Genomic DNA, 21,273 nt, shown 5'->3' with positions numbered 1-21,273 from the left:
CCTGCGGGCGAAGGTGGAGCACCCGTTCCGGGTGATCAAGCGGCAGTTCGGCTACATGAAGGTGCGCTACCGCGGCATCGCGAAGAACGCGGCCCAGGTGCTGACGCTGTTTGCGCTGTCGAATCTGTGGATGGTGCGCCGGCAGTTGATGCCGGCGACAGGGTTGGTGCGCCTGTAAGGCGGGGAAACCCGCCTGAAAGCGCCGGAAACGGCGCGTATACAGGGCATTGGAACGGCATTCGAGACAAAAATCTGCCTTGGAAGGCCGGGATCGAGGCGTCAGGGCGGGTTGTTCAGACCTTCCCTAGAATGCGGAAACACGGGGAACAGGGCACAGGGTGTGATGACAAAACCGGTCTTGGGCTGGCTGCTGACGGCCTGGCTGTTGCTGGGGCAGTTGCTATCTGCCTCCGCCCATGCCAGTGCGCCACCGCCGCTGCGTCTGATGCCTGGCGATGCTAGCTTCCCGCTGTCCCCGCACATCACCTACTGGCATGACATACACGCCAACGCCAGCGTCGATCAGGCGCTGGCTCGCGCCGAGGCAGGCGATTTCATGCCACTTCCGGATGGCAACCCCGCGTTTGGCTTCCAAACCGGCGCGTACTGGTTCTATCTGCCGATCGAGAACCAGCAGACCGACGAACCGCGCTGGCTGCTGGTACAGGAATACGCTCTCAGCGACACCCTTGATCTGTACCTGCGCTACCCGGATGGTCATATCGAACACCAGTCCGGTGGCGATCACGTACCGTTCGAGGATCGCTTCATTCGCTACCGGCACCCCAACTTCCGGGTCGATCTGCCGCCCCACCAACGGGTCGAACTGCTGCTGCGGGTTCAAAGCCAGAGCTCGATGCAGGTACCACTGGTGCTGTTCTCTCCCAAGGCCTTTGCCGAACTGATGCGGGATGCGCAGTTTTTCAACGGCCTGTACTACGGCATCGTGCTGGCCCTGCTGTGCTACAACCTCGTGCTGTGGCTGACGCTGCGCGACCCCAGTTATTTCTGGTATCTGCTGCACACCGCCGCGTTCGGACTGGTGCTGTTCACCCTCAACGGCTATGGGTTTGAGTACCTTTGGCCCAACTCGGCCTGGCTGGCCGATGTATCGGTACCACTGTCGATCTGCCTGGCCCTGATCGGCATGCAGCTGTTCTCACGCAGCTTCCTTGACCTTCCGCAACGCTGGCCGGCCGGTAACCTCACCTGTCTGCTGCTGGTCGGGTTTTTCGCTGTGCTGGGCATTGCCTCGCTATGGCTGCCCTATGAAGTGGCCACGCCAATCGCCTCACGCGCGGTACTGGTCGGCATCGTCTGGATCATCACCGCCTCGCTGGTGATGATCCGCCGCGGCTACAAACCTGCGCGCCTGTTCCTGCTGGCCTGGGCCCTGTTCCTGGCTGGCGTCACCGCCTTCACCCTGCTGGCCTTTGGCGTGCTGCCGCAGAACTTCTGGACCCAATACGGCGTGCAGATCGGCTCCGCGCTGGAACTATTGCTGCTGTCGCTGGCACTGGGCAACCGCTATGCCAGCTTGCGCGAGGAAAACATCCGGATCGTCCAGCAGGCCAACGAAAAGCTGGAGCGCGGCCTGATCGACCGCACCCGCGAGCTGCGCACCACGCTGGCCCAACTGGGTGAAGCCAATGTGCAGCTACGCGAATACAGCCGCCGTGACCCACTGACCGGGCTTTTCAATCGTCGCTATTTCCACGAGGCACTCAATGAAGCCCTGACAGCACCGGGTGGGCCGCAACGCCCCTTGGCCTTGCTGCTGCTTGATCTGGATCACTTCAAGGCGATCAATGATCAATACGGACATCTGGCCGGCGATGACTGCCTGCTCGCTGCAGCCCGCTGTCTGGACGAGGCCGCACAGCGCCATGACGGCCTGGCGGCACGATTTGGCGGTGAGGAGTTCGTGCTCGTACTGCCGGGTGCGGACGCCCAGACGGCATTGCGGGTGGCGGAAGTACTGCGTCAGCGCATCCAGACGTCTCGGGTGGAGTATCGCGGGACGCTGATTCCGTTGAGCACCAGCATCGGGGTCCACACCATCGCGGCAGGTCAGCATGCGGTTCCGGAGGATGTGATCCGGCTGGCGGACGAGGCGCTGTACCGTGCCAAACGGGACGGGCGCAACTGTGTGCGCCATTCGCTCAGCAGCGTCTGAAGCTCAGCCGCGCCGAATGGCAAGCGTGCGCTTGATATCGGCGAGCCCAAGCCCACGCGCACGCATCAGCACCAGCAGGTGGTATAGCAGGTCCGCCGCTTCACCCAACAGCGCCTCGTCGTCTTGCGCCACCGCCGCCAGCGCGGTTTCCACTCCCTCCTCGCCCACCTTCTGGGCGATTCGGCGGATGCCGTCCTCGAACAGGCGCGTGGTGTAACTGCCCGGCGGGCGCTCACACTCGCGCTGGGCGATGAGGGCATCGAGCTCGGCCAGGCCGTCGCCTGGCGCGCCCGGGAAACAGCTGGTGCGGCCAAGGTGGCAGGTCGGGCCGTGCGGTCGGGCCTGCACCAGCAAGGTATCGCCATCGCAATCAACATCCAGCGACACCAGCGCCAGTACGTGACCGGAAGACTCACCTTTGGTCCAAAGCCGCTGCTTGCTGCGACTGTAGAACGTCACCTGACCGCTGGCCAACGTCGTTGCCAGTGCCGCGCGATCCATATAGCCCAGCATCAGCACGCGCAGCGTGTCCGCGTCCTGCACGATGGCCGGCAGCAGGCCATCCTGCTTGGCCCAGGCCAGCGCTTCGATGTCCAATGTCGTCGTGCTCACAGCCGCACCTCGATGCCCTGCCCGCGCAGGAACCGTTTGAGCGCGGGGATTTCCACCGCGCCGGAATGAAACACGCTGGCCGCCAACGCCGCATCGACATCGGCCTCCAGGAACGCTTGCGCAAAATGCTCTGGTGCACCGGCCCCGCCGGATGCCACCAGCGGCACCTGACAGATGGCACGCGCCGCACGCAGTTGAGCGATGTCATAGCCTGCCCGCACGCCGTCGCTGCCCATGCAGTTGAGCACGATTTCACCGGCGCCAAGACGCTGTGCTTCCTCGATCCAGTCCAGCGTGCGCTTACCCGGCGCGCGCATCGCATCCGGGCTGCCGGTGTGGCTGCGCACGCGCCACTCGCCATCGGCCTCGCGCACGGAGTCGATGCCGACCACCACGCACTGCACACCGAAGGCGTCGGCCAGCTCGGCGATCAGTGCCGGCCGCTCCAGCGCCGGGGTATTGATGGACACTTTGTCAGCACCGGCATTCAGCACCGCACGCGCGTCTTCGACGCTGCGAATGCCGCCGGCGACACAGAACGGAATATCGATCAGCCGCGCCACCCGCTCCACCCAGCCGCAATCAACGCTGCGCCCCTGCGGGCTGGCGGTGATGTCATAGAACACCAGCTCGTCGGCGCCGGCATCGCGGTAGCGCAGCGCCAGCTCGACGATGTCGCCCATATCGACGTGATCGCGGAAACGCACGCCCTTGACCACGCGGCCATCGCGTACATCCAGGCAGGGAATGAGACGACGGCTCAGCATGCCAGTACCTCCGCCAGCGACAGTCGCCCGTCCAGCAGCGCCTTGCCCAGCACCACGCCGGCGCAACCAGCGGCGCGCGCTGCAGCCACGTCGGCGGCATCGCGCACCCCGCCGCTAGCCTGCACGCGCACACCAGGGTAGCGTTGGCAAAGCGGCCGATACAACGCGATGCTGGGGCCTGCCAGCATGCCGTCGCGGGCGATGTCGGTGCACAGCAGATGCACCAGCCCGGCATCGGCATAGCGCGCCAACAGTGCGTCTAGCGTGTCGGACGCGACCTGCGTCCAGCCGTGCACCGGCAGACGCCACGCCCCCGTCTCGTCCTGCCGGGTATCCAGCGCGACGGTGATCCGCTCACTGCCGAACGTGGCCAGCCAGCCCATCACGGTCTCCGGCGCGGTCACCGCCAGCGAGCCCACCACCACCCGCGCCGCACCGGCCGCAAGCAATGCGGCCACGTCGGCCTCACTGCGCACGCCACCGCCGGTCTGCACCTGCAGGCCCGTCTGCCGGCGAATCTCGCGCAGCAGCGGTTGCAACGTATAACCACCGGCCCTGGCGGCATCCAGATCGACCAGGTGCAGCCATGTCGCGCCGGCATCGGCATAGCGCAGCGCGAACGCCAGCGGGTCATCGCCATAGCGGGTCTCATCGGCGTAGTCGCCCTGACGCAGGCGCACCACCTTGCCAGCACGGACATCGATAGCGGGATAGACGGTGAAGCTCATGCCGGGCTCCAGCGCAAGAAGTTGTCGAGCAGACGCGCACCGGTGGCGGCGGAGCGCTCGGGATGGAACTGGGCGCCGGCGATGTGGCCACGCGCCACCATGGCGGCAAACCGATCGCCGTAGGTGCATGCGGCAATGCAGTCGGCGGTCACTGGCGCCGCGTAGCCGTGGACGAAGTAGGCATAGGCACCGGCATCAAGACCTGCCAGCAGCGGCGACGCAACGACCGGCTCCAGCGTGTTCCAGCCCATATGTGGCACACGCAGGCCAGGGCCACCCTGCAGCTTGCGCACGCGGCCCGGCAACAGGCCGAGGCAAGCCACATTGCCCTCTTCGGAGCGTTCAAACAGCAGCTGCATGCCGAGGCAAATGCCCAGCAACGGCACCTCCAGGCGCGGCAGTACCTCGACGAAGCCACGCTCGCGCAACAGGGTCATCGCAGGCGCCGCCGCACCGACGCCCGGCAGCAGCACGCGCGGCATGCCGCGCAGGCCATCGGCGTCGCGCACGATCTGCGGGCGCGCACCCAGCCGCTCCAACGCGTAGCAGACCGAGCCAAAGTTGGCCCCGCCGGCATCGATGACGGCGATGTCGCTCACAGCACCCCCTTGGTGGACGGCAGCGCCGCTCCTTCGCGGCGGATCGCCTGCCGTAGCGCACGCGCCACTGCCTTGAAGCAGGCCTCGATCTGGTGGTGGTCGTTGTCGCCCTGCACCTTCAAGTTGAGGTTGAGGCCAGCGGCATCGCACAGGGAGCGAAAAAAATGCGGCACCAGCTCGGTGGGCAAATCGCCCACGCGCTCACGTCGGAATGTGCCCTCGAACACGAGGTAGGGCCGGCCGCTGAAATCCAGCGCGGCGCTGGCCAGCGTCTCGTCCATCGGCAGGGTGAACCCGTAGCGGGCGATGCCGCGCTTGTCGCCCAACGCTTCGCGCAGCGCCTGACCCAGCGCCAGCGCAGTGTCCTCGACAGTGTGGTGTTCGTCCACATGCAGGTCGCCTTGCGCGCGGATCGTCAGCGCAAACCCGCCGTGCTTGCCGATCTGCTCCAGCATGTGATCGAAAAACGCCAACCCGGTGGCCACCTGCGGCTCGGCCTCACGGTCCAGATCCAGCTCCACACGGAGCTTCGTTTCCCGGGTGTTGCGCTCGACCAGCGCCTGGCGGGGCGCGTCGGCCAGCGCGTGGGCGATGCCCGCCCAGTCCCAGCTGCCGCCGAACTGCGCGGTGGCCAGCTGGAAACCGCGAATGCGCAGATTGTCGGCAAATGCCATATCGGTGGGGCGGTCGCCCACCATCGCGCTGCGCGCCCAGTCGATATCGCGCGCCTGCAGGTAGGCGGTCATCATGCCGATGCCGGGCTTGCGGTTGGGGCTGTTGTCGGATGGCAGGCTGGTATCGATGAGCACATCGGAAAACGTGATGCCCTGGCTTTCGAAAATCTGCAGCATCAGCTGATGTGGACCATCGAATGCTGCGCGGGGAAAACTGGGGCTGCCTAAGCCGTCCTGATTGCTGACCATCACGAACTGGTAGCCGGCATCGCGCAGTTTCAGCAGCGCGGGAATGACGCCGCGCACCAGGCGCAGCTTCTCATAAGCATCAATCTGGAAATCTTCCGGCTCCTCGATCAGAGTGCCGTCGCGATCGACGAACAACAGCTTGCGCAAACTCATGCCACAGCCTCCGTCGGCAGTGTCTCCAGCGCAGCCAGCACCCGCCGGCATTCCGCCGCCGTACCGACCGTGATCCGCAGAGCATCGCCAAGTTGCGGCATGGCACGCATGTCACGCACCACTACGCCAGCCGCCAGCAAGGCGGAAAATGCCGCCCCCGCATCAGCAAAACGCACCAGCAGAAAGTTGCCCGCCGACGGATAAACACGACGCACACCGGCAAGCCCGCGCAACCCTGCCGCCAGCCGGGCGCGCGCCTCACGCACGGCCTCCATGCGGCTCATGGTCAGCGCCACCGCTTCCGGGGCCAGCGCGGCCAGTGCGGCATCCACCGCCGGAACCGGCAACGGATAAGGCGCCTGGCAACGCCGCAATGCATCGATCAGGGCAGGATTGGACAGCACGCATCCGATGCGCGCCGCCGCCAGCGCATGCGCCTTGGACAGCGTACGCAACACCGCGATGTTGTCATGCTCAGCCAGCAGCGTACTGGCCGACGGGGCCTGCGCGTATTCCAGATAGGCCTCATCGACCACCACGATGCAACGCCCACGCAGCCGGGTGGCCAACGCGGCGATCGCCGAAAGCGACAACAGCTCGCCAGAGGGGTTTCCGGGCGAGCACAAAAACAGCAGGCTGGCGCCCTGGGCCAGCGCCGCATCCCCCATCGCGGCGAGATCCGCGCACAGGCCACCCGGCCCATCCACCAGTGGCACGTCCACCGTCTCTGCCCCGTGCAGCCGCGCACAGACCGCATACATGCCAAATACCGGCGGTGCGATCACGATGCGGCCACGGCCTGGCGGGCAAAACGCACGCAGCAGCAGATCAATGCCTTCGTCGCTGCCACGGCCGACCAGCACCTGCGCAGGCGCCACCCCATACAACCGGGCCAGTCGCTCGCGCAATGCATCCGGCTGCGGCTGCGGATAGCGGCGCAACTGCGCTGCGCCATCCACCGGGTTGGCCCAGGCGGACTCGTTGGCGTTGAGCCAGACGTCACCGGTCAGCGCCTCGCTGCGCGCCGAGCGGTAACCGGAAAAATCGCGCAGATCCGCGCGCAGTAATGTTTCAACCGTGGTCATGCCGGCTGCTCCAGACGAAGTTCAATGGCACGGGCATGCGCCTGCAAGCCCTCGGCATGCGCCAGCACCGCAGCGCAGGGGCCGGCCACGCGCAACCCATCGCGGCTGGCTTCCTGCACGGTGATTGCGGTCTGGAAGCTGGCCACCGACAGCCCACTCCAGGCACGTGCGGCACCGCCGGTGGGCAGCACGTGATTGCTGCCGCTGCAGTAATCGCCCAGCGCCTCGGGCGTCCAGTCTCCCAGAAACACGCTGCCGGCCCGGGTGACCTGCGGCAGCCAGGCATGCGGTTGGCGCACGGCCAAAATCAGATGCTCGGGCGCATAGGCATTGCTGATCTCCACCGCCTGTTTGATGTCTTCCACCAACACCAACCGCGACGAAGCCAGCGCACGCCGGGCGATCTCGGCCCGCGGCAACCGTTCAAGCTGGGCCTCCACATGCTCAGCCACCGCCTGCAGCAACGCTTCGCTGTCGGTCAGCAGTAAGACCTGCGAATCCGGGCCGTGCTCGGCCTGCGATAGCAGGTCAGCGGCGACGAAGGCAGGGTTGGCGCCGCTGTCGGCGATCACCAGCACTTCGGACGGCCCGGCTGGCATATCGATGGCCGGGCCACCCAGCCGTTGTGCGGCCTGACGTTTCGCTTCGTCCACCCAGGCATTCCCCGGCCCGAACAACTTGTCGCAGCGTGGCACGCTGGCCGTGCCCAACGCCATCGCAGCGATCGCCTGCGCGCCCCCCAGTTTGAACACCCGCACGCCCGGTGCCTGCCGCGCTGCCAGCAACACAGCAGGGTCGGCACTGCCGTCCGCACGCGGCGGCGTGCATAGGATGATTTCGGGACAGCCCGCCAGCCGCGCCGGCACGCACAGCATCAGCGCGGTCGAGGGTAGCGGCGCACTACCGGCCGGCACGTACAACCCGACCCGCTGGATCGGCCGCTGCACGCGTTGGCAGGTCAACCCAGGGGCTGTGTCCAGTTGATACGAAGAGGCCATCCCAGCGCGATGAAAGGCCTCGATCCGCGCCGCAGCCTCACGGATGGCCGCCTGCACCTCGGCAGGGACGAGCCGTTCGGCGCGCGCGAACTCGTCTGCATCGACTTCCAGGGCTGCAAGCTCCACCCCATCGAACTGCGCGGTATACGCACGCAATGCGTCGTCGCCGCGGGCGGCGACAGCCTCGAAGATCGCCTGCACGCCGGTGCGCACCGTCTCCGAGACTGCCTGCACCGGGCGCTGCAGGACGGCACTGCGCGCGGCCGGATCGAGCCGGTTCCAGTCGATGCGCTTCATGCCAGCACCCGCTCGACCGGTAACACCATCAACCCGCGCGCGCCTGCACGCTTGAGCTCCTCCAGCCGCTGCCAGGTCATCACCCCGTGACAGAGCGCCTGCAAGGCCAGAGTCTCGCCCCCCTCGACCGGGCACACCGTCGGCGGTTCGGCATCCGGCAACAACTGCAGCACCTGCGGCAGCGCCTCGCGTGGGGCCTGGAACAGCAGCAGTTTGCTGTCGCGGATGCGCAGCACACCGTCCATACGGCGCAGCAGCAGCTCAGCCAGTTCGGCCCGGGCATCGACGAACGGCGTCACCGGCCCGGCCAGCACGGCCTCGCTGTGCAGGATGTCCAGTACCGGCTTGAGCTGATTGGCGGCCAGGGTGGCGCCGCTTGAGACCAAGTCGCAAATCAGATCCGCCTGTCCGAGACGCGGCGCAATCTCCACCGAGCCGTTCAGCACCACGATATCGGCCTCAATCGCCTGCGCCCGTAACCAGGCGCGCAACAGGTTCGGGTAGGACGTGGCGATGCGCTTGCCCGCCAACTGCGCCGGGCCTTGCCAGTCCCAGCCATCCGGCACGGCGATCGACAGCCGGCAACCACCAAACCCCAGCGCGCGCCACTCGCGGAACACCACCGGCAAGCCGGCTGCTTCACGCTCGCCGGCCTGCTCGGCCAGCACATTGCGTCCGACGATCCCCAGGTCGCAGACGCCATCCGCGATCAGACCGGGAATGTCGTCGTCACGGACCAGCAGCAGGTCCACCGGCAGCGATTCGCCATAGCAGAACAGGCGGTCACGGCTCTCGCGCCAGCTCAACCCGGCTGACGCAAGCAGGGCGCGCGCCGGTTCGCTCAAGCGTCCGGATTTCTGGATGGCGATGCGCAAACGGTCGCGCACCGCCGGGGAAGCGGCAGGGCTCATGGGGATGCCTTGTCAATGGGAAGCGTGAGGCAGGCCAAGCCGACGGGCGGCGGCCCGATAACCGCCAGCGCCGCGCTCCAAGCAACGCGCGACCCGGCCGATGGTGGTGACGCTGACCCGGGTGCGCTCGTGGATCTCACGATATGGCAACCCTTGCAGCAACTCGGGCACCACCCGCCAGCGGTCGCTCATCGCCTCGAGTTCGGCGGGCGTGCACAGGTCTTCGAGGAAAGCCCGTACCTCGGCCGGATCGTCGAGTGCCGCCAGCGCGCGCGCCAGTGCATCCAAGGCACTGGCGGTCGCAGTCGGCGGCAGAGGGACGGGGCGCTGCTTCATGGCGGATTGGGTGTAGACCGATCTAATGTAATAATGCGCTATCACATTAGCGCGAAAAAACAGGCGCGTCAACCCCGCGCCTGCCTGCTGAGACTCAATCAAAGTGTCGATGGCGACCGTAGCCCTGCCCCGATGCGGGAAGGCCTGTACACGCGCACGCTGGCCGGGTCAGCCTGCACTATTCAGCGCTTCCGGCGCCGCGGCTCTACGCTGCGGCGCTGCCGCCCACCGCACGACGGACTGCCGCCAACAGGCTCCCGTCGGCCACCATCGCCACCGCTGCGGCCACCTCGCCATCCAGAGCGCGATCGCGCTCCAGTGCCGGGATCCGGCTGCGAATGGCGGCGTGCGCAGCGGCCACGCTGCGACCGGGGCGGAACGCCGGGGCCTCGGCCAGTTGCCGACGCAGCGCCTCGGCTTCCTGCAGAAATGCCTCCCAGGCCGGATCGTCCGGCGCTGGCCCGCCCTGGATCTTGCTGGCAAAGCCCCGGGCATCGGTGCGTCGCGCCAGGGCGCGCGCGGCATTGATCATGTCGCGCCGCAAATCCAGCGCCTGGGCGGCCGTGAACAACTCCAGCGCCAGCACCTTGCCCAGGTCCTGCACCATCCCCAGAACATGGCGCGCCTCGTTGGCACCCATCGACACGTGATCTTCGGCATTGGCCGAGGTCGGGATGGAATACACCGACGCGGGCATGGCCCGGCTGGCCAGATCGTTGACGATGGCCGCGGCGGTGTACTGCACGATCATCAGGCCGGATTCGGTGCCGTCTTCGTTGCCAATCAAAAATGCCGGCAGGCCGTCATTGGTCGCCGGATCCACCAGCTTGTTCAGGCGTCGCTCGCTGATCGACGCCAGCACCGGAATGGCGGCTTTCAGATAGCTCATCGCCAGCGCCAACGGCATACCATGGAAGTGGCCGGCGGAAATCACCTGCTCTTCGACATGGCGGGCATCCGCCTTGTCGGGAAACACCAGCGGATTGTCGGTGACCGCGTTGAGCTCGATGTCCAGCACGCGCTTGGCCTGCGCCAGGGCATCGCGCACGGCGCCGTGCACCTGCGGGATGCAGCGCAGCGAGTAGCTGTCCTGCGGCTGATGCTTTTTGCCGCCGCGGAACGGCAGAAAACGCTGATAGAACCGCTCGCGGCCATGCCGCTGGTTCAGTGGCACCCAATCCCAACCAATGTCGAACGCGAGCGCCTGCGCCTCTGGCGTATCCCAGCTGGATGGCTGCCAGGGCCGGAACTTCGGCACCAGGTGATACGGAATATCGGCCAGCGTCGAGTCTTGCAGCAGCGCGAGAAGACGAGCAGCGGTCTCGACCTGGCCGGGGTGCGGACGCAGCGCATGCACCTCCGGCGCGAATGCCCCCAGTCGCCCGGCAAAGGCGTCCAGCGTCATCGCAGCGGCCAGATCGGCCACCTCCAGCAGCTCATCCAGCTGCTGCACGGCCAGCACGCCGGTGGCCAGCATCTGCGCGGTGCCATTGTTCAGCGCCAACCCTTCCTTGTAGGACAGTGAGACCGGCGCCAGCCCCTTGCGCGCCAACGCCTCCGCGCCCGGCAGCCGTTGCCCATCCACGAACGCTTCGCCCCCGCCCAGCAGGACGATGGCCAGGTGCGACAGCGGCGCCAGATCACCGGACGCCCCCACCGACCCGAGCTGCGGCACCACCGGCACGATCCCGGCATTGAGCAGATCCGCCAGCGCCCGCAGGGTCTGTACGCGGATGCCAGAGTGCCCACGCAGCAGCGTATTGATGCGGATGCACAGCATCGCCCGGACGACCTCGGGCGGGAACGGCTCACCGACACAGACCGCATGGGTGACGATCAGATTGCGCTGCAGTTCGATATGCGGCGGCTCTGCTGCCGGTACCGCACCCGGCAGCTCGTCGCGCAGGCGGTGCGCCCCCAGCAGCTTGTCGGCATTGCTGCCAAAGCCGGTGGATACGCCGTAAATCGGCTCCTGCTTCTCCACCTGCGCGGCCAGAAACTCCGCCGCATGGGCGACCCGGGCCAGCGCAGCGTCATCCAGCACCACCCCGGCCCCACGCGCGACCGCCAGCACCTGGGCACGGGTCAACGAATGGCCATCCAGACGAATCGGTGAGCTCATGCAGACGCCCCGGCACCCGTCCGCCACTGCTCGCGTTCCACCAGCAGCGTGGCGGCAAGCTCAGCCTCCGCCACTTCGAACTGCTCACCGCGGCGCAAATCCTTCACAGCCACCACGCCGCGAGCGGCTTCGTCCTCACCGCGCAGCACCACGAAGCGGATGCCGGCCTTGTCGGCGTATTCCAGCTGCTTCTTGAGCTTGCGCGGCTCAAGCTGGGTTTCCACGTTCAGACCACTGGCACGCAGCCGCTGCGACAACGCCAGTGCGTGCGCAAGACCGGCATCATCGAGCAGCGCCACCAGCACATCCACCGTGCTCTCTGCCGTGTGAACCAAGCCGGCTTCGCGCAACTGGTAGAACAGCCGGGTCAGCCCGATCGAAATACCCACCCCCGGCAACTTGGACTTGGTGTAGTGCCCGGCAAGATTGTCATAGCGCCCACCGGAACAGATCGAGCCGATCTGCGGCCAGGCATTCAGGGTGGTTTCGTACACGACCCCAGTGTAGTAATCCAGGCCGCGCGCAATCGACAGGTTGAGCGCATAGCGCGACTCCGGCACGCCCAGCGCACGAATCTGCTCCAGGATCGTTCGCAGTTCGGCACGCCCCTCCTCGAACAGGGCCGTGCCTGGCCCCAGAGCGTCGAGCTTGGCCAGTGCATCGGCATGCCCGTGCGAGCGGATCTGCGAGAACGCCATCAGCCGGTCGATCACATCACTCGACAGACCGAAGCCCTCGCCGGCCAGCGTCTCGCGCACGGCGGCGGCGCCGCGCTTGTCCAACTTGTCCAGCTCGCGCAGGACCAGCAACTGCTGCTCGCCAGCGATCCCAAGGCCTTCGAAATAGCCCCGCAGCAGCTTGCGGTGATTGAGCTGGATGGTGAACTCGCCGATTGCCAGCCGCTCAAACACCGAGGCGATCACTGCCGGCAGCTCGGCATCGAACCGGATCGACAGGGTGTCCTTGCCGATCACGTCGATATCGCACTGGTAGAACTCGCGGAACCGCCCACGCTGGGCCCGTTCGCCGCGGTATACCCGCTGCATCTGGTAGCGGCGGAACGGAAACACCAGGTCATGCTCGTGCTCGGCGACATAACGTGCCAGCGGCACGGTGAGGTCGAACCGCAAGGCCAGCTCGGGCAACCCCTCCCCGCCTTTTTCCAGCGCACCGGTGGATTGCACGAAATAGACCTGGCGCTCGGTCTCGCCGCCGGACTTGGTCAGCAGCACCTCAGACAGCTCCATCACCGGGGTCTCCACCGGCAGGAACCCAAAGCGTTCGAAGGTCTGGCGGATGATGTCCAGCATGCGCTGGAACGCGATCTGGTCGCGCGGCAACAGCTCCATCACACCGGCAGGAGTACGCGGCTTGATCAAGACAGCCCTCCGGGCAGAAAAGTGGCAAGACGTGTAGTGTACCGAGCCGGGTCGCCGCGATGCGGCCACCGCCGGCGGCAAAGGTGGAGGACGCATACCCCCGTTGGCAGGCGAACACAGGCCCCGTATAATGCGCTTCCCACCACGTGGGGCCATAGCTCAGCTGGGAGAGCGCGTCGTTCGCAATGACGAGGTCGGGAGTTCGATCCTCCCTGGCTCCACCAACTTCCCCAAAGCCAGGCATCGCCTGGCTTTTTTGTTTTCTGGCCACTGCCCCACGCCGCGTTGCAGGCCAGAATCGCTTGCAGACTCCCGAACCGGCACATGCACGTGACTTCCGGCCGATGAGGCGCTGCGCGAGATGCCTTTAGGCTTGAGCCGCCATCTCATCCCTGTAGGAGGTTTCATGCGCCGCCTCGTCCTCGCTGCCGCGCTCACCAGCGCATTGCTTGCTCACTCGGCCGTGGCGTACGCCGACCAAAAGGCCGACCGTCAGGAGGCCGCCACGAGCGACATCGAGTCGCCAGATGCCGCTCTGCTGAAATCGCAAACGTCGCAAACCGAAGGGAGTGTGACGGTCGCAGGCAAGCGGATTGACTATCGGGCGGTGGCCGGAACACTGGTGCTGCACGGCCAGGGCGATAAGGAACACGAACCAACCGCCAGCGTGTTCTATGTGGCCTACTTCAAGAAAGATGCCACCCCCGGGAAACGCCCAATCACCTTTCTCTACAACGGCGGCCCAGGCTCGGCCACCGTCTGGCTGCACATGGGCGCCTTCGGCCCCAGGCGCGTGGTCACCAATGACGACACTCACACACCGCCGGCGCCATACCGTTTGATCAACAACGACTCCAGCCTGCTGGACGCATCCGATCTGGTCTTTATCGACGCACCGGGTGCCGGGTTCAGCCGTCTGATCGCCGACGAAAAAGATCCGGCCAAGCGTGCCGAGCTGATGAAGATGCGCAAGCAGGATATCTACAGCGTGGACGGCGATGCACGCGCCTTTGCTCAGTTCATCACCCAGTTTCTGTCCCGCTACAACCGCTGGAACTCGCCCAAGTATCTGTTCGGGGAAAGCTATGGCACCACCCGCTCGGCGGTGCTGGCCAACATCCTGCAAAACCAGATGCACGTCGATCTCAACGGGGTGATTTTGCTGTCGCAGATCCTCAGCTTCGACACCTCGATCGACGGCCCCGAGCACAACCCCGGCATCGACCTGCCTTACGTGCTCGCCCTGCCGACGTTTGCGGCCACCGCGTATTACCACCATCGGCTGCCAGAACAACCGGCGGCGCTGGAGCCGTTCCTAGCAGAGGTGGAACGCTTCGCCGGCGGCGAATATGCCGCCGCGCTGTTTGCTGGCGCCAATCTGGAGCCCGCCCGTAAGCAGGCGATTGCCGAAAAACTCCATGCCTACACCGGACTCCCGGTGGACTACCTGCTGCGGGCCAACCTGCGCGTGACGGGTGGCATGTTCGAGCAGTCCCTGCTGGCGAACGACAGCATGACTGCCGGTCGCCTGGATAGCCGGTTTTCCGGTCCTTCCCTTGACCCGCTTGCCAAGAACGCCGGCTATGACCCACTGATTGCCTCAATCGCTCCGACCTACGTGGCACTGTTCAACGATTACGTCCGGCAACAGCTGAAGTTCGGTGATGACCGGACTTATCGCCTGTTTGCCGACATCGAGGAATGGGGGATGAAACATGACGGCCACGATGGTGCCCTGAACGTGATGGGCGACCTCGCTACGACCATGAAGACCAATCCACAGCTGAAAGTGCTGCTGACTGGCGGGTATTACGATGTCGCCACACCCTACTTCGCGGCCAAGTACGAAATGGCACACCTGCCGATTCCAGCCTCGCTGCAAAAAAACATCCGCCAGGCCTGGTATCCAGCCGGTCACATGGTCTACGCCCACGAGCCGTCACTGAAAGCACTGCATGACGACGTCGCGCGCTTCATCGACGAAACCAGCCGCCAGCCGTAATCGCCTGCCCCTTACCGCAAGCGAGCCAGCGGTAAGGGGGATCGCTCTGGCGACGCCTTGTGCAGCCGTCAATGCACCTTGAAAACCCGGTTCCGCGAACGTCGAGTCCGGACATGTGCCGGACTCGACATCGCTTGATCAGTCCAGGATGGACGCGAACCCTTCGGCGGGACGTGTGACACGCACAGCGAGCGCTGGCATGACCCGTTCAGCAGCAACCTTTGGCCGTCGGTGAGGGGGTGCAACACCCTGCATCTACACCGCTATTGCAGCACGCACTGCTTGCGGAGCTGCTCGACGACGGGGTGCAACACCCCGCATCTGTACCGCTATTGCAGCCGCAAGATGCCGTGCCAGCGGTCGCGTCACCGCGAACCGGAAGCCCCTTGCACACCCACTTGTCGAGACCACCCTCCATGTTGGCGACCTGCGTATAGCCGTGATACATCAAGAAATAGGTCGCCTTCAGGCTGCGCGCGCCTGCCGAACAGGCCAGGATCAGCTCGCGGTCACGCGGCAGCTCGGTGTAACGCCGCTCGAACTCGCTCAGCGGCATCTGGATCAGATTGGGCACATCGAATGCCAGCGCGGCGGTTTCTTCCGGCTCCCGCACATCCACCAGCCAGGCGCCTTCCTCGGTCACCTTGCGCAGGGTCAGCGTCGGGCAGTACGTGCGGGCATCGGTCAGCGGCTTGCGATCTGTTTGCGCGGTATCCATCTCACGCCTCCAACCATTGACTGATCTTGTCGCGTGCGGGGATGCCGCCCGCATGCACCACTTTGCCGTCGATGACCACGCCGGGCGTGCTCATGATGCCGTAGCTCATGATGTCCTTGATGTCTTCCACTTTCTGCAGCGCCACCGGCACACCTTTCTCCCGCGCCACTTCTTCGATCAGCGCAATCGTGGTTCTGCAATTGGCACAGCCGGTGCCAAGGACCTTGATCTCTTTCATTTCCATTTCCTCATAGAACCCAGTTGAACACATAACCCACAACCAGAATGCCGCTGGCCACCACCGCCACGAAGGTGGCGATCAGCCGCATCTTGAGCACCTTGCGCAGGATCACCATCTCGGGGAAGGACAGCGCGATCACGCTCATCATGAACGCCAACACCGTGCCCAGCGCCGCGCCCTTGGCCAGCAGGGCCTGCACGATCGGGATGACGCCGGCGGCGTTGGTGTACATCGGCACACCGATCAGCACCGCCAGCGGCACCGACCACCACGCCTGCTTGCCCATGATGGACGCCATGAAGTTCTCCGGCACCCAGCCGTGGATGCCGGCGCCGATGGCGATACCGGCCAGGATGTAAGGCCAGACCTTGCCCACGATCTCGCGCACGCTGGCAAAACCGGCCTGGATGCGGTCACCCAGGGTCAATCCGCCATCCTGGAAGGCGGCCGACATTTTCGGGATCTCCCGCACCCAGTCTTCCAGATAGGCTTCCATCTTCAGCCGGCCGATCACCCAGCCCGCCACGATCGCCACCGTCAGCCCCAGGCCCAGGTACAGCGCCGCGATCTTCCAGCCGAACAGCCCAAACAGCAGCGCCAGTGCCACCTCGTTGACCATCGGCGCAGCGATCAGGAACGAGAACGTCACCCCCAGCGGCACCCCGGCCTGCACGAAGCCGATGAACAGCGGCACCGCCGAGCACGAGCAGAACGGCGTCACGATCCCGAGCAGCGCCGCCAGCACGTTGGCCGCGCCTTCGCTGCGCCCGGCCAACAGGGCACGGGTGCGCTCAGGCGTGAAATAGCTGTTGATCATGCCCATCACGAACACCACGCCGGTCAGCAGCAGCAGGACCTTTGGGGTGTCGTAGAAGAAAAATTGCAGGGCGCTGCCGAGATGGCTGTTGCGATCAACCGGCAACGCCGCCACCAGGGCTTCCGAGGCCGGGATCAGCGTCTGGTACAGGGCCCACCAGAGCACTGCCGCCACAGCGAGGAACAGGGCGGGATGACGCTGTGGCCACTGTCTGACGGGGGTGGCAATCCGGGTGGCGGTGTTCATGGGGCAGCCTGTGATCGCGTTGAGTCGGTCTACCCACGATGACGAATGACCCGGCAAAAGGATTCAGCCGCACCCCCCGTCGGCCTGATGGCAGCACACCCGCCCTTGCGCATCGAAGCGGACCTGACAAGCCTGCACCAGGCGCTCGCGCAGCCGTTGGCGCGCACGCAGCAGGCGCGACTTGGCGGCGGGAAGGGTCAGACCGTGCGCCTCGGCGTAGGCACGCACGGTCTGGCCGTGCAGGTCACAGGCCTGCAGGATGTCACGGTCCTCGTCGGCCAGCGTCGGCAGCTGGCGTTGGATGCAGGCGTCCAGCGCATCCACGGGCGGGTGTTCCTCGTCGGTGGGGGCAACCAGATCGTCGGGCAGTTCGACCTGGGGTTTGGCCAGGCGAGCAGCATCGATCAGGGCATGGCGGGCCACCTGGAACAGCCAGGCCCGCGGGTTGTCCAGCGTGCAAAAGCCCTCACCCTGGCGCATGGCTTTCAGGAAGACCTCCTGCAGCAGGTCCTCGGCGGCATCGGGGTCGCTGCTGCGCCGCTGCAGGAATGCGAGCAGCTCGCGCTCGTGGGCCACCCAGGCACGCACCACGCAGTCAAACGGCGGGCGGGCAGGGTCGCCCATCTCAACGCGCCTCGTACCAGCCCCGGCTGGCGTTCACCACGCGCACCACGAGCAGCATGACCGGAACCTCGATCAACACACCCACCACGGTCGCCAGCGCCGCGCCCGACTTGAAGCCAAAGAGGCTGATCGCCGTGGCCACCGCCAGCTCGAAGAAGTTCGACGCGCCGATGAGCGCCGAGGGGCCTGCCACGCAATGCGCCTCGCCCAGCTGGCGGTTGAGCCAGTACGCCAGCGCCGAGTTGAAAAAGACCTGGATCAGGATCGGTACCGCCAGCAGCGCAATCACCAGCGGCTGCTCAAGGATCGCCTGCCCCTGAAAGGCAAACAGGAGCACCAGCGTGATGAGCAGCGCCGCGATCGACCACGGGCCGATGCGCGCCATCGCGGCATCAAACGCCTCTTGCCCGCGCGCCAGCAAGCGCCGCCGCCACGCCTGCGCCAAGATCACCGGAATCACGATGTAGAGCACCACCGAGGTCAGCAACGTCTCCCACGGCACATGGATCGCCGAGATCCCGAGCAGCAGGCCGACGATCGGCGCAAAGGCAAAGACCATGATGGTGTCGTTGAGCGCCACCTGGGTGAGGGTGAACAGCGGGTCGCCGTTGGCAAGCCGGCTCCAGACGAAAACCATCGCCGTGCAGGGCGCTGCCGCCAGCAGAATCAAGCCGGCGATGTAGCTGTCGAGCTGCTCGGCGGGTAACCACGGGGCGAACAGCTGGCGAATGACAGCCACGCCAGCAAGGCCATCGAAAAAGGTTTCACCAGCCAGTTGACGAACAGCGTGACCCCAAGACCACGCAGGTGCGCACGCACCTGATGCAGCGCCCCAAAATCGACCTTCACCAGCATCGGAATGATCATCACCCAGATGAGCACCCCGACCGGCAGGTTCACCTGCGCGACCTCAAGCCGACCGATCGCCTGAAAGAGTCCCGGCAACCACTGCCCGAGCAGCACGCCAGCCACGATGCACAGCAGCACCCAGACGCTGAGGTAGCGCTCGAAGGGATTCATACAGAGCAAGACGAAGCCAACCAGGCCGGGCATTGTATCTGCGCCGCCTTCTGGCCTGCACACAGGGCGCAGTCTCTAGCCCATGCAGGGACACTGTCCGGGCGAGCGTGGGGCGAGATGGCATTGCGCAAGCCACGAACCCGTCCGGCCTGCCACCACCTCCAACCGTCAGTCGAGGGGCGTCTGCCACTGCCTGCCTTGTCAGCCCCGGAGGGCTATGCTCCAATCAGGCGCTGTCCATACGGCGCCGCACTTGACGGCAAGTTCTGCAGGGGAAATGCGCATGCATGTCGAACGTCCTTGGTTGGCCCACTATCCCGCCGGCGTACCCGCCGAAATCGATCTGGACCAGTACCCCGCCATTACCGATGTCTTTGCTGCGGCGGTTCGCGACTACGGCCCGAAGGTCGCCTTCATCAACATGGGCAAGGCCATCACCTATGCCGAGCTGGACCAGTTGAGCCGTGATTTCGCTGGCTATCTGCTGGGCGAGCTAAAGCTCAAGAAGGGCGATCGCGTGGCGATCATGATGCCCAACTGCCTGCAGTACCCGATCGCATTGTTTGGCGTACTGCGCGCCGGCCTGACCGTGGTCAACACCAACCCGATGTACACCGCGCGCGAGCTCAAACATCAGTTGAGCGATTCCGGCGCCAGTGTGCTGGTGGTCATGGACAATTTCGGCCATGTGGCCCAGGAAGTGCTGGCGCAGATGCCGCACGTGCGCGCCATCACCACCGGCCTGGGCGACATGCTGGGATTCCCCAAGGGGGCGCTGGTCAACTTCGTCTTGAAGTATGTGAAAAAGCTGGTGCCCGACTACACCATCCCGGACGCGGTGCGCTTCCGCGACGCCCTCACCCTGGGCCGCATGCATTCCGTGCCCGATATCCGCAATGCCCCGGAAGACCTGGCCTTCCTGCAATACACCGGCGGCACCACTGGAGTGTCCAAGGGCGCCATGCTCACCCACCGCAATCTGGTGGCCAATATGCAGCAGGCATCGGCCTGGGTAGGCGGCAACGTGCGCCTTGGCGAGGAACTGATCGTCACCGCATTGCCGCTGTATCACATCTTCGCACTGACCGCCAACTGCCTGGTATTCATCAAGTTCGGCGCACGCAATCTGTTGATCACCAACCCCCGCGACATGCCTGGGTTCGTCAAGGAACTCAAGCATTCCGGCTTCACGGCCATCACGGGCGTCAACACGCTGTTCAATGGCCTGCTCAATACCCCAGGCTTTGAACAGGTCGATTTCTCCAAGCTGCACCTGACGCTGGGTGGCGGTATGGCCGTGCAGCGTGCGGTGGCCGAAAAGTGGAAAAAAGTGACCGGGGTGACGCTGGCCGAGGCGTATGGCCTGACCGAAACCTCTCCGGCGGTCTGCATCAACCCGCTGGATCTGCCCGAATACAACGGCTCGATCGGCCTGCCGGTGCCGTCCACCGATGTATGCATCAAGGACGACAACGGCAACATCCTGCCGGTCGGCGAAATCGGCGAGCTGTGCGTCAAAGGCCCGCAGGTGATGAAAGGCTACTGGAAACGTCCGGATGAAACCGCCAAAGTCATCGATGCCGATGGCTGGCTGCACACCGGCGACATGGCGCGGATGGACGAGAAAGGGTATTTCTACCTCGTCGATCGCAAGAAAGACATGATTCTGGTGTCCGGCTTCAACGTCTATCCGAACGAGGTCGAGGACGTGATCGCCATGATGCCGGGCGTCCTGGAAGTGGCCGCGATCGGGGTGCCCGACGAAAAATCCGGCGAAGCCGTGAAAGTGTTCATCGTCAAGAAAGACCCTGCGCTTACCGCCGAGGATGTCAAGGCGTTCTGCCGTGAAAACCTGACCGGCTACAAGCAGCCGCGTTATGTCGAGTTCCGTAACGAGCTGCCCAAGAGCAACGTGGGCAAGATCCTGCGCAAGGAGCTACGCCAGCAATCGCAAGGCTGACGGCCTGAAAAAAATCCAAGCAAAACCCGCCCCGGCGCCCAGGCGACCGGGGCTTTTTCTTGCGTTTTCAAAGATTTGGGCGCATAGAGGCGGCACGGGCCAAGTCATTTCCCGATACCGCCGGCGTGGCCCGGCCGGCCTCTGCGAATGGAGCAGCGATCATGGCCACTGTAACCCTGGAAAAACGCGTCCCCGCCTCGCTTTGGCTCAATCGCGATTCCAGTGGAAACGGTTCATGTCTGATGGGGAGCATGGAGCCAAGGGTGACGGGGTAGATGCCTGAGCTTGGCGCACAGCAGGTAGCTGATGGCGATCAGGTTGGCGTCAGTGCGATAGCCCTTGGCGCGGGCCTTGGCGGCCTGGATCTGGGCGTTGAAGGCCTCGACCTGGCCGTTGGACAGGCCGGTGTCGAAATGCCGCAGGATGCCGGTGAGGTGGTCGCGGATGGTGGCACCGAGCTTCTTGAAGGGCGTCAGCCGACACCGTCGTGCCCAAGAGACCCACTTTCGGAGCAGCGGTTCGGCGGTGGGGCGATCCGATGCCATCTCGTAGATGCGGC

Annotated in this window: 20 protein-coding genes, 1 tRNA gene and 1 pseudogene; 5 read left to right on the top strand and 17 right to left on the bottom strand. The window is 65.3% G+C overall.

What is annotated here, in order from left to right; genetic code table 11:
- Together BUA29_RS09825 and BUA29_RS09820 are read left to right on the top strand one after the other, a co-directional pair.
- The coding region (locus BUA29_RS09825) for a transposase (protein WP_143148895.1) at positions 1-178 on the top strand (178 nt) is incomplete at its 5' end.
- Between the two features lie 165 nt (positions 179-343).
- Positions 344-2,176, top strand: coding sequence for a sensor domain-containing diguanylate cyclase (locus BUA29_RS09820; RefSeq protein ID WP_072756391.1), 1,833 nt, complete (start codon positions 344-346; stop codon positions 2,174-2,176).
- Between the two features lie 3 nt (positions 2,177-2,179).
- Here BUA29_RS09820 and hisIE read toward each other — a convergent pair whose 3' ends face one another.
- From hisIE to hisS, 11 genes are all read right to left on the bottom strand, one after another.
- Positions 2,180-2,788 (bottom strand): bifunctional phosphoribosyl-AMP cyclohydrolase/phosphoribosyl-ATP diphosphatase HisIE, encoded by a 609-nt coding sequence (hisIE, locus tag BUA29_RS09815; protein WP_072756390.1) that lies wholly within the window; start codon positions 2,786-2,788, stop codon positions 2,180-2,182.
- Positions 2,785-3,555: an imidazole glycerol phosphate synthase subunit HisF gene (gene hisF, locus BUA29_RS09810; RefSeq protein ID WP_072756389.1), complete on the bottom strand. Its 771-nt coding sequence runs from the start codon at positions 3,553-3,555 to the stop codon at positions 2,785-2,787. The genes hisIE and hisF overlap by 4 nt, the downstream gene beginning before the upstream one ends.
- Positions 3,549-4,283, bottom strand: a complete 735-nt coding sequence (gene hisA, locus BUA29_RS09805) for a 1-(5-phosphoribosyl)-5-[(5-phosphoribosylamino)methylideneamino]imidazole-4-carboxamide isomerase (protein ID WP_072756388.1) — start codon at positions 4,281-4,283, stop codon at positions 3,549-3,551. The genes hisF and hisA overlap by 7 nt, the downstream gene beginning before the upstream one ends.
- A complete protein-coding gene (hisH, locus tag BUA29_RS09800; RefSeq protein ID WP_072756387.1) occupies positions 4,280-4,882 on the bottom strand; it encodes an imidazole glycerol phosphate synthase subunit HisH in 603 nt (200 codons plus the stop codon). The genes hisA and hisH overlap by 4 nt, the downstream gene beginning before the upstream one ends.
- Positions 4,879-5,952, bottom strand: coding sequence for a bifunctional histidinol-phosphatase/imidazoleglycerol-phosphate dehydratase HisB (gene hisB, locus BUA29_RS09795; RefSeq protein WP_143148896.1), 1,074 nt, complete (start codon positions 5,950-5,952; stop codon positions 4,879-4,881). The genes hisH and hisB overlap by 4 nt, the downstream gene beginning before the upstream one ends.
- Before the next feature lie 2 nt (positions 5,953-5,954).
- A complete protein-coding gene (gene hisC, locus BUA29_RS09790; protein ID WP_072756385.1) occupies positions 5,955-7,043 on the bottom strand; it encodes a histidinol-phosphate transaminase in 1,089 nt (362 codons plus the stop codon).
- Positions 7,040-8,338: a histidinol dehydrogenase gene (gene hisD, locus BUA29_RS09785; protein ID WP_072756384.1), complete on the bottom strand. Its 1,299-nt coding sequence runs from the start codon at positions 8,336-8,338 to the stop codon at positions 7,040-7,042. Before hisD ends, hisC begins: the two co-directional genes overlap by 4 nt.
- Complete coding sequence (gene hisG / locus BUA29_RS09780; protein WP_072756383.1) at positions 8,335-9,249, bottom strand: ATP phosphoribosyltransferase; 915 nt, start codon at positions 9,247-9,249, stop codon at positions 8,335-8,337. The genes hisD and hisG overlap by 4 nt, the downstream gene beginning before the upstream one ends.
- A gap of 12 nt (positions 9,250-9,261) precedes the next feature.
- Complete coding sequence (locus tag BUA29_RS09775; RefSeq protein WP_072756382.1) at positions 9,262-9,585, bottom strand: YerC/YecD family TrpR-related protein; 324 nt, start codon at positions 9,583-9,585, stop codon at positions 9,262-9,264.
- A gap of 205 nt (positions 9,586-9,790) precedes the next feature.
- Positions 9,791-11,707, bottom strand: coding sequence for an HAL/PAL/TAL family ammonia-lyase (locus BUA29_RS09770; protein ID WP_072756381.1), 1,917 nt, complete (start codon positions 11,705-11,707; stop codon positions 9,791-9,793).
- A complete protein-coding gene (gene hisS, locus BUA29_RS09765; protein ID WP_072756380.1) occupies positions 11,704-13,086 on the bottom strand; it encodes a histidine--tRNA ligase in 1,383 nt (460 codons plus the stop codon). The genes BUA29_RS09770 and hisS overlap by 4 nt, the downstream gene beginning before the upstream one ends.
- Before the next feature lie 148 nt (positions 13,087-13,234).
- On the opposite strand from hisS, the gene BUA29_RS09760 reads away from it, so the two are divergent.
- A tRNA-Ala gene (locus tag BUA29_RS09760) sits at positions 13,235-13,310 on the top strand.
- A gap of 182 nt (positions 13,311-13,492) precedes the next feature.
- The gene (locus BUA29_RS09755; protein WP_072756379.1) at positions 13,493-15,088 is read left to right on the top strand and encodes a S10 family peptidase; all 1,596 of its coding nucleotides are present in this window, start codon (positions 13,493-13,495) and stop codon (positions 15,086-15,088) included.
- Positions 15,089-15,296: 208 nt separating this feature from the next.
- Here BUA29_RS09755 and BUA29_RS09750 read toward each other — a convergent pair whose 3' ends face one another.
- The 5 genes and pseudogenes from BUA29_RS09750 to arsB form a co-directional block, all read right to left on the bottom strand.
- Positions 15,297-15,806 (bottom strand): rhodanese-like domain-containing protein, encoded by a 510-nt coding sequence (locus BUA29_RS09750; RefSeq protein ID WP_072756378.1) that lies wholly within the window; start codon positions 15,804-15,806, stop codon positions 15,297-15,299.
- 1 nt (position 15,807) lies between these two features.
- Entirely contained in the window at positions 15,808-16,044 is a 237-nt protein-coding gene (locus BUA29_RS09745) for a thioredoxin family protein (protein WP_072756393.1), read from the bottom strand.
- A gap of 10 nt (positions 16,045-16,054) precedes the next feature.
- A complete protein-coding gene (locus BUA29_RS09740; protein WP_072756377.1) occupies positions 16,055-17,110 on the bottom strand; it encodes a permease in 1,056 nt (351 codons plus the stop codon).
- A gap of 63 nt (positions 17,111-17,173) precedes the next feature.
- Positions 17,174-17,734, bottom strand: coding sequence for a sigma-70 family RNA polymerase sigma factor (locus BUA29_RS09735; RefSeq protein WP_072756376.1), 561 nt, complete (start codon positions 17,732-17,734; stop codon positions 17,174-17,176).
- A gap of 1 nt (position 17,735) precedes the next feature.
- Positions 17,736-18,754 (bottom strand): annotated as a pseudogene (arsB, locus tag BUA29_RS09730) (ACR3 family arsenite efflux transporter).
- 283 nt (positions 18,755-19,037) lie between these two features.
- Here arsB and BUA29_RS09725 point away from each other — a divergent pair.
- Positions 19,038-20,714, top strand: coding sequence for a long-chain fatty acid--CoA ligase (locus BUA29_RS09725; protein WP_072756392.1), 1,677 nt, complete (start codon positions 19,038-19,040; stop codon positions 20,712-20,714).
- A gap of 233 nt (positions 20,715-20,947) precedes the next feature.
- Here the strand turns inward: BUA29_RS09725 and BUA29_RS09720 are convergent.
- On the bottom strand, positions 20,948-21,273 hold a 326-nt coding region (locus tag BUA29_RS09720), incomplete at its 5' end, for a transposase (RefSeq protein WP_143148894.1).

Source organism: Thermomonas hydrothermalis (assembly GCF_900129205.1).
Classification (GTDB): domain Bacteria; phylum Pseudomonadota; class Gammaproteobacteria; order Xanthomonadales; family Xanthomonadaceae; genus Thermomonas; species Thermomonas hydrothermalis.
The sequence above is the reverse complement of the archived record's forward strand: the minus strand, read 5'-3'. Positions and strand labels throughout refer to the sequence as shown.

What these genes read in the sequence shown, in the direction of transcription:
- BUA29_RS09820 (WP_072756391.1), top strand. Translation starts at nt 344, where the DNA reads ATGACAAAACCGGTCTTGGGCTGGCTGCTGACGGCCTGGCTGTTGCTG.
- hisF (WP_072756389.1), bottom strand. Translation starts at nt 3,555, where the DNA reads ATGCTGAGCCGTCGTCTCATTCCCTGCCTGGATGTACGCGATGGCCGC.
- hisA (WP_072756388.1), bottom strand. Translation starts at nt 4,283, where the DNA reads ATGAGCTTCACCGTCTATCCCGCTATCGATGTCCGTGCTGGCAAGGTG.
- hisC (WP_072756385.1), bottom strand. Translation starts at nt 7,043, where the DNA reads ATGACCACGGTTGAAACATTACTGCGCGCGGATCTGCGCGATTTTTCC.
- hisD (WP_072756384.1), bottom strand. Translation starts at nt 8,338, where the DNA reads ATGAAGCGCATCGACTGGAACCGGCTCGATCCGGCCGCGCGCAGTGCC.
- hisG (WP_072756383.1), bottom strand. Translation starts at nt 9,249, where the DNA reads ATGAGCCCTGCCGCTTCCCCGGCGGTGCGCGACCGTTTGCGCATCGCC.
- BUA29_RS09775 (WP_072756382.1), bottom strand. Translation starts at nt 9,585, where the DNA reads ATGAAGCAGCGCCCCGTCCCTCTGCCGCCGACTGCGACCGCCAGTGCC.
- BUA29_RS09770 (WP_072756381.1), bottom strand. Translation starts at nt 11,707, where the DNA reads ATGAGCTCACCGATTCGTCTGGATGGCCATTCGTTGACCCGTGCCCAG.
- BUA29_RS09755 (WP_072756379.1), top strand. Translation starts at nt 13,493, where the DNA reads ATGCGCCGCCTCGTCCTCGCTGCCGCGCTCACCAGCGCATTGCTTGCT.
- BUA29_RS09750 (WP_072756378.1), bottom strand. Translation starts at nt 15,806, where the DNA reads ATGGATACCGCGCAAACAGATCGCAAGCCGCTGACCGATGCCCGCACG.
- BUA29_RS09745 (WP_072756393.1), bottom strand. Translation starts at nt 16,044, where the DNA reads ATGAAAGAGATCAAGGTCCTTGGCACCGGCTGTGCCAATTGCAGAACC.
- BUA29_RS09740 (WP_072756377.1), bottom strand. Translation starts at nt 17,110, where the DNA reads ATGAACACCGCCACCCGGATTGCCACCCCCGTCAGACAGTGGCCACAG.
- BUA29_RS09735 (WP_072756376.1), bottom strand. Translation starts at nt 17,734, where the DNA reads ATGGGCGACCCTGCCCGCCCGCCGTTTGACTGCGTGGTGCGTGCCTGG.
- BUA29_RS09725 (WP_072756392.1), top strand. Translation starts at nt 19,038, where the DNA reads ATGCATGTCGAACGTCCTTGGTTGGCCCACTATCCCGCCGGCGTACCC.